This window comes from Aeromonas sp. QDB11, assembly GCF_027705265.1.
In the GTDB taxonomy this organism is placed as follows: Bacteria; Pseudomonadota; Gammaproteobacteria; order Enterobacterales; family Aeromonadaceae; genus Aeromonas; species Aeromonas allosaccharophila.
The window spans coordinates 1-7,807 of record NZ_JAPDBM010000106.1 but is presented as its reverse complement, the minus strand read 5'-3'; the positions used below and the strand labels follow the sequence as shown (position 1 = coordinate 7,807).

Genomic DNA, 7,807 nt, shown 5'->3' with positions numbered 1-7,807 from the left:
GGCCTCAAGGGTCGCATCATCCAGCGCCTGCACGATGCTGGTAGCCCGGCGCTCAAGCTCCTGCCGGGCGATGCGCTCCCAGTCGCTGACCTCCAGCAGTGATGCCAATGCAGTTTCATCGGCGCGTCCATACCCGCGTAAAACCTCTGAAAGCGCTTCAGTTGTGGTTGTCATCATCGTCCGGTCTCCAAGCCAGAATGATCGAAAGCGGCCAATCAGCCCAGTCGTGCCGCCTCTGCGGCGATGTGCCCAGCCAAAGCAGACACGAATGTCTTGAGGCTGGTCATCGACGACTGCTCCGTGAAGTCGCCGGTATTCACCGCACTGCGCTCTGCCGCAATGACAGCAGCGGTCGTGTAGAGCTGCTCCTGCACCAATCGCTGACACAGCAAGTCATACCGCGTGAGATACGACGCCCCCTTGAACTCCTCGAAGACCGGGAAGTGCGGCGATGAGTCACGCACCGGCCTGCGGGACTCCGGCGCGTCTTCGACCATCATCAGCCAGCCGACGAAAGGGCGTGGCTGCTTGCCGAACGCCTCTTCACGAAAGGCCGTCCAAAGATCATGGGCCGTCCCGATAGATTCCTCTGTTCGATTGTTAAAGTTGTTACCGAACGAGGGACCTACCTGGCTTTTCAGCTCGATGGCAGCAATCAGCTCTCCCTTGTAGATCACCAACAAATCCCACAGCTTCGTCGGGCGGAAGTAGCCTGGCAGGGTCAGCATCGCTCGATTCTGGTGAATCTCGGTCCAGGTAGTTTTCGCGAGCGCTGTGCAACGCTGCTGTCTCCAGCAAGAGCATAGTTTCTCGTATGTGGTCCTTGTTCCAGTCCATAATCACCTCCTAATTTTCGATGTTCTTAAAGTTCAGCCTGCAGATGTGTGGGCCAGGAAGGCCAGCCTTTCCGGCTAAGCGACACCGCTATTCGTCGCTGATGACGTCTTCGCCCTGGTATGGAACCCTGATCAGCCGAGGATCTCGAATGATGCTCGTGACGAGCCAGACATATTCCTGCTCGGCGGTATCGAAGCCGAGGATGCTGAAGGATTGGCCGAAAGGGCATGGCGGGAAGTCTGGAAAGCCCTCGCGCAGAACGTAACGCTCGGGATCGCTGTGAAACTCGCTCTTGTAGACTTTCCGTAGTCCGTGCTTGCTCGGCGCGTCCTGGTCACCTGCCGGTGCTGTTTCCCGATGCGCCACAAGGCGCTCGGACAAGTCGCGGGGGCAGATTTCGTGGAACACGTCGAAGGCGTCGATCAACAGGCCTTTATGCTCTGTCGCCGGATCGGTGATCGCGTAGATGTTGGAGGCATCTTCGCCGTCGTCCCCGCTCTCGAGGCGCAACGCCGCATCGACGCGAATGCTGCATGCATCGAGGGTTGACCCTAGTTCGAGATCGACGAGATTGCCGTCCTTGACGCGGTATTCGCGGTCATAGCCTTTGGCGATGAATGACTGGACTGCTTCTAGAACGTCGGTCACCTGGGAGGTCATGGAAGCACCTTCATCTTGAACTGGATTGGACACGCTCGCGCACAAAGCGCGCTGTGACTCGGCGGACGGAGAAGCTCGCGAAGTGCGTTACTCATAGCCACTTGGCCTTCTTGAAGCGCATGAACAGGAGAAGGCAGAACACCGCTATCACTCCGAGCACGACGAAGTAGCCATATGGCGTGTCCAGTTCCGGCATGTGCTTGAAGTTCATGCCATATATTCCGGCGATCGCCGTCGGGACCGCCAAGATCGCCGCCCAGGCCGCGAGCTGGCGAGTGACCACACCGATCCTTTGCGCTTCCAGAAGGCTGCTGGCCTCGAAGACCGTGGACAGGACAAGCAGGAGGCCGTCGACCATGGACTGCACGCGGTGGACATGGTCCGCGACGTCGTGGAAATATGGTGTCATTTCGGCGCTGAGGCAGGGAAAGTGGCCGCGAACGAGCTTTCGCACCAGCTCGGCCATAGCCCCGAGCGTGCGCTTGAACCGCGTGAGTTCGGACCTTAGTTCGAAGATTCGCGCCACCTCTTCTGGCCCGAGGAAATCGTGCAGCGACCGTCGCTCCATCGCCAGGACGTCGTCCTCGATCATTTCGAAGATGGGCAGATACTGGTCGACCACTCGGTGCAAGATCGCGTGCAGCACATAGTCGACACCCTTGCCGAACTGCGTCGGCGATGCCTCGAGTTGCTCCCGAAGTTTGCCCAGCGCTCCGGCATTGCCGTGCCGCACGGTGATAAGGTGATTGTGACCGGTGAAGATCGCCATCTTGCCGTAGCTGATCCGGTCGCCGACCAGCTCGGCGGTCTGGGCGACGACGTACAACTCATCGTTGTAGACCTCGAGCTTGGGCGGGCACAGCGGGTGCATGGCGTTGTCGATCGCCAAAGGATGGAGGTTATACGTCGTCTGGATCGCGCTGAGTTCGTCTGCGGTGGGCTCGCTAAGCGCGATCCAGCAGAAGCCCGAGCGATTCTCGTTTAGTTCGACGTGCTCATCGAGCCTGATTTCACGGACTCGCTTACCTTCGTTGTAATAATATGCGGCGATAATGGTCATGCAGGCCTCGCAGGAATTCGCAGGCCACGCTGTACAGCCGGTCGCGCCAGCCCGCGTTCGAGCCATGCCTGCACGTTCGAATAGCTGCTTAGGCCGAGGATGTCGCCCGCTGCGTAGAATTCGACCAGCGCATTCACCCAGCCAAACGTCGCAATGTCCGCGATCGAGTAATCATCGACAATCCATTCGCGGCCCTCCAGCCGGTGATCCAGGACCCCGAGAAGACGCCTGGATTCATCAACAAAGCGCTGCCGAGGTCGCTTGTCCTCATAGTCCTTGCCGGCAAATCGCAGGAAAAAGCCTAGCTGTCCGAAGGTCGGCCCAACGCCCGACACCTGAAAGAACACCCAGGCCAGAGTCTCGTACCGCTGGGCGGGTGTTGTTGAGATGAGCTGCCCCGTCTTGTCGGCCAGATAGATGAGGATCGCACCGGTTTCCCATATGCCAATGGGCTGGCCGTCAGGGCCAGCCGGATCGATGATCGCGGGTATGCGGCCGTTGGGATTCAACGACACGAACGCTGGATCCTTCGACTCGTTGTTCGAGATGTCGACGAAGTGGGGCTCATACGGCAGGCCAGTCTCCTCCAGCATCATCGAGACCTTGACGCCGTTGGGCGTGGGGGCCGCGTATAGTTGCAAGCGATCCGGATAAGATGCTGGCCAGCGCTGCGTGATGGGAAAGGAGGAGAGGTCTGTCATATCTGGATCCTGGCACTGCGACGGCGGCTGAATGGAATGATCTGCTTCAAGGCCGGGTTCGACGACCGCGTCGATTGACGCGGTCGTCGGAGGTTGCGAACCGGATCGGCGCGGCACTAACGGCAGCGAAGCCTATTCCGCCGCGGTCCCGGCCGCTGGCTGTACGTCGTCAACCTTTTGGCGCTTCGGAAGCACCCAGCCGGGACGGACGAAGTGGCAGGTGTAGCCGCCCGGGTGCTTCTCCAGATAATCCTGGTGATCGGGCTCGGCCTCCCAGAACTCGCCGACCGGCTGGACCTCGGTCACCACTTTGCCATCCCACAGCCCCGAGGCATCCACATCGGCGATCGTATCCTCGGCGACGCGCTTCTGCTCCTCGTCGACATAATAGATGCCCGACCGGTAGGAGAGCCCACGATCATTGCCCTGGCGGTTCAGCGTCGTCGGATCGTGGATCTGGAAGAAGAATTCCAGGATGTTCCGGTAGCTCGTCACTGTCGGGTCGAAGACAATCTCGATCCCCTCGGCATGCGTGCCGTGATTACGATACGTGGCGTTCGGAATATCGCCGCCCGTGTAACCCACACGGGTCGAGATGATGCCGGGCCGCTTGCGGATCAGATCCTGCATGCCCCAGAAACATCCTCCTGCGAGAACAGCGCGCTGATGCATGTTAAGCCTCCTCTACTTGATCGAGATATTCACCGTATCCCTCGGACTCCATCTCGTCGCGCGGGATGAAGCGAAGGGACGCTGAGTTGATGCAGTACCGCAGACCGCCGCGGTCGGAAGGACCATCGGGGAACACATGGCCGAGATGACTGTCTGCGTGTACTGACCTGACCTCCGTCCGGACCATGCCGTGTGCGCTGTCCCGCACCTCGTTCACGTTTGCCGAAACGATCGGCTTGGTGAAGCTGGGCCAGCCAGTACCCGAATCGAACTTGTCCGTCGAAGCGAACAGTGGCTCTCCCGACACTATGTCGACGTAGATGCCAGGCTCCTTGTTGTCGTTGTACTCGCCCGTGAAGGGCCTTTCGGTCCCCGAATCCTGGGTAATCCGGCGTTGCTCGGGGGTCAGGCGGTCAACTGCTGCCTGTGACTTCTCAAACTTCATGATAGTCTCCAATAATCTAAATAGATGCGCGGAATAGTAGATCACTGAAAGGGAACTCAGCCCGGATTGTGCGATCTGATCAATCGCCAAACCAACCAAAACCACCAACCGGACTGAGCGATGCCGATCATAGCACCAATACCCCGTGGCGAACGACGCCTGATGCAGAAAGCTATTCATAAAACGCGCGATAAAAATCATGCCCGCAGACTCACGGCCATGCTGATGCTTCATCGGGGTGAACGGGTCAGCGATGTTGCCAGAACTCTCTGTTGTGCTCGTTCATCCGTTGGTCGCTGGATTAACTGGTTTACGCACTCAGGTATTGAAGGCCTGAAATCCTTACCCGCAGGGCGCTCCCGACGCTGGCCTTTTGAACATATCTGCACCCTGTTACGTGAGCTGATAAAGCATTCTCCCGGCGATTTTGGTTATCAACGTTCACGCTGGAGCACCGAATTACTGGCATTAAAAATCAATGAGATAACCGGTTGCCAGTTACATGCAGGAACCGTTCGCCGCTGGTTGCCATCTGCGGGGCTTGTATGGCGCAGGGCCGCGCCAACTCTGCGTATCCGTGACCCACATAAAGATGAAAAGATGGCGGTAATCCACAAAGCGCTGGATGAATGCAGCGCAGAGCATCCGGTATTTTATGAAGATGAAGTGGATATCCACCTTAATCGGGGTCTGACGCTCAGTGGAACGAAAACTCACGTTAAGCAACGTTTTCTACCTCTGACGCCTCTTTTAATGGTCTCAGATGTCCTTTGGTCACCAGTTCTGCCAGCGTGAAGGAATAATGGCCGAGCATATTGATATGTCCGTGGCAAAGCGGGGAGAGGCGTGCGATATCTTCATCATTCAGTGTTTCACCTTGCGCCCGGAGATGATCCAGGGCTGCCTGCATATACATAGTGTTCCATAACACGACGGCGTTAGTGACCAGCCCCAGTGCGCCCAGTTGATCTTCCTGACCGTCGGTATATCGTTTTCTTATCTCACCTTTTTGACCGTGACAGATGGCTCTGGCAACGGCATGGCGGCTTTCTCCCCGATTAAGCTGGGTCAGAATGCGCCGGCGGTAATCTTCATCATCAATATAATTAAGCAGATACAGCGTTTTGTTGATGCGCCCCACTTCAATGATTGCCTGAGTCAGTCCGGAAGGACGTTCACTTTTCAGCAATGAACGGACCAGCACTGAAGCCTGTACTTTGCCCAGTTTCAGGGAGCCAGCGGTCCGGATCATTTCGTCCCACTGAAGGACTATTTTTCGGGGATCTGATTGCCCTCTGGCAATATCATTCAGCACGCCATAGTTGGCATCATGGCCCATTCGCCAGAAAACCGAAGCACCGGCATCAGCCAGGCGTGGAGAAAACTGGTATCCCAGCAGCCAGAAAAGGCCAAAGACAAGTTCGCTGGTACCTGCTGTATCGGTCATAATTTCGGTTGGATTCAGCCCGGTCTCCTGTTCCAGAAGGCCTTCCAGCACAAAGATAGAGTCCCTCAGCGTCCCCGGTATAACGATGCCATGAAAGCCGGAATACTGATCGGACACAAAGTTGTACCAGGTGATCCCTCTGTTATTACCAAAGTATTTGCGGTTCGGTCCGGCATTGATTGTTCTGACTGGCGTAACAAAGCGCATTCCATCTGCAGATGCCACTTCTCCGCCACCCCATATCTGTGCCAGTGGCAGCGTTGCCTGAAAATCAACCAGTCTGGCATTAGCGCTGGTGATAGTTTCAGCCCGCAGATAGTTCGCTTTTGTCCAGTTCAGCCGGTGTCGGGTCAGTGCAGGAACATTTGATCTGATCAGTGGTTCCAGACCGATATTGCAGGCTTCAGCCATCAGCACGGCGCTGATGCTGACGGGCAGATCATCAACTCTGGCACTGGCTTCACTAGCATGGAAAAACTCATCAGCAAATCCGGTATGGGCGTTAATTTCGAGCAGCAACTCTGTTAAATCCACCGGAGGGAGCAGATCACTGATCATTTTGCTCAGTCGTTTCAGACTGTCCGGCTCATCAAGACTGGCGAGGGGAGAAATTGTCAACCGGGGCTTCGGGCCAGAAACATCGAGTTCGACAGCCTCATTTTCGCCAAGACGTGCAGCAACCTGTCTGTAACGACTATCAAGCTGATGACCCAGAGATTTTATTGCTTCCTGCGGGTCTGTCGGGTGTCCCAGAGAACGATAAACCTTAATCCGGTTTGCCTGCCAGTCAGCACCCTGTAGTAATCTTGCTCGGGGATCTCCCCACCGGTTACTGCCGGTAACGTAGACATCCCTCCGCCTCAGACTATCCTGCAGTTTACTGAGAAAGCAGAGCGTGTATCCCCTGCGGGTGATATGTTTTTCCTTGTTAATCACCAGCCGTTTCCATGACCGACTGATAATTTCCGTTGGTGCGTCGTCAAAAAACTGCCGCCGTGAGCTGAACTCCCGGCTGAGGTAGTCACAGGCATTCAGAGTGGTAACCCCGGCAGGTGCGGATGAAAATTTAACGGTATTCAGCAGATGGGGCAGGAAACGACGAACGCGCCCGTACTGCTCCACCATTTCTTCATGAAAATTATCGTCTGAGGGCCGGGAAATTTCACGGACAAGCGTGATGATTTCAGCCAGCTTTTGCCTGGGGATGTAGCTGAACACCTCAGCACGAATCGATTCGTCCGGTGTTTCTTCTTTCAGCAGGTACGAACATGCGCTGGCGAGCGCCAATGCAGATTTATCCAGATCCTTCAGCGAGCGGAGCCGTTTTTTCTGCCCAATCTTTCTGGCGTCACGGATGATAACGGCCAGCATGGCGTCCAGAACGTCCAGTGCATCATCCAACGCCAGCGTTTCCCATGCAAGGACAAAGGCAACCAGAACCGCCATCCTTTTCTGCGGTGACATCCTGGCAATATTGAACACCGAAGTCATACCAGCATAACGTGCGAGATTTTTCAGGCGCACAGCCGGGAGTGTACTCAGGTTGTCAGCATGCAAGCCAAAATCGTTCAGAGTTTTCCAGCGTTCAATTGCTTCATTAAACGCCGGACCACTGATGGTCACAGGGCCTTTTTTCAGTGATTCCAGTAAAGACAGGCGGCTGCAATCAGTTGGCCCCAGCAGCATCTCCAGCTGTGAACGTTGTTCGGCTGACGGTATCAGTGCCAGTTTGTTCCACAGGCGCAACGTCGCCTTTTCCCTTACCTCTGAAATCAACCGGGTCAGCGTAGTGGCTCCGGGGAGAATAATACGATGTTGCATAAGCCACCCTGTCGCCAGATCGAAAAGCAGGCCAGGACGTTCGTTGCTTATCCAGCTCCGGGTATATAAAAGACGGGTAAGGCGAAATCATGTACAGGACCTTAAGCGGCGAGTCCATTTAAAACGCCTTCCAAGGTCCTGTTCTGTATCGACTTTCTCTGCTT

At 56.1% G+C, this 7,807-nt stretch carries 5 protein-coding genes and 3 pseudogenes; 1 reads left to right on the top strand and 7 read right to left on the bottom strand.

Features of this window, described 5'->3' with window-relative positions:
* Positions 1 to 215: 215 nt before the first annotated feature.
* The 6 genes and pseudogenes from OKC40_RS21320 to msrB all read right to left on the bottom strand — a co-directional run.
* A pseudogene (locus tag OKC40_RS21320) lies at positions 216 to 749 on the bottom strand (type-2 restriction endonuclease); the annotation flags it as partial.
* 175 nt (positions 750 to 924) lie between these two features.
* On the bottom strand, positions 925 to 1,497 hold the full coding sequence (locus tag OKC40_RS21315) for a hypothetical protein (RefSeq protein WP_004099040.1): 573 nt from the start codon (positions 1,495 to 1,497) through the stop codon (positions 925 to 927).
* A 91-nt stretch (positions 1,498 to 1,588) separates the two neighbouring features.
* Entirely contained in the window at positions 1,589 to 2,557 is a 969-nt protein-coding gene (locus OKC40_RS21310; RefSeq protein WP_018716208.1) for a magnesium and cobalt transport protein CorA, read from the bottom strand.
* A complete protein-coding gene (locus tag OKC40_RS21305; RefSeq protein ID WP_004099038.1) occupies positions 2,554 to 3,258 on the bottom strand; it encodes a glutathione S-transferase N-terminal domain-containing protein in 705 nt (234 codons plus the stop codon). The genes OKC40_RS21310 and OKC40_RS21305 overlap by 4 nt, the downstream gene beginning before the upstream one ends.
* A gap of 132 nt (positions 3,259 to 3,390) precedes the next feature.
* Positions 3,391 to 3,930 (bottom strand): peptide-methionine (S)-S-oxide reductase MsrA, encoded by a 540-nt coding sequence (msrA, locus tag OKC40_RS21300; RefSeq protein ID WP_023294902.1) that lies wholly within the window; start codon positions 3,928 to 3,930, stop codon positions 3,391 to 3,393.
* A gap of 1 nt (position 3,931) precedes the next feature.
* Positions 3,932 to 4,375, bottom strand: a complete 444-nt coding sequence (msrB, locus tag OKC40_RS21295) for a peptide-methionine (R)-S-oxide reductase MsrB (protein WP_023338003.1) — start codon at positions 4,373 to 4,375, stop codon at positions 3,932 to 3,934.
* A gap of 120 nt (positions 4,376 to 4,495) precedes the next feature.
* Between msrB and OKC40_RS21290 the strand changes: the two are divergent.
* Positions 4,496 to 5,059, top strand: a pseudogene (locus OKC40_RS21290) (IS630-like element ISEc33 family transposase); the annotation flags it as partial.
* Positions 5,060 to 5,093: 34 nt separating this feature from the next.
* Here the strand turns inward: OKC40_RS21290 and OKC40_RS21285 are convergent.
* Positions 5,094 to 7,730 (bottom strand): annotated as a pseudogene (locus OKC40_RS21285) (Tn3-like element Tn3 family transposase); the annotation flags it as partial.
* Between the last annotated feature and the right edge of the window lie 77 nt (positions 7,731 to 7,807).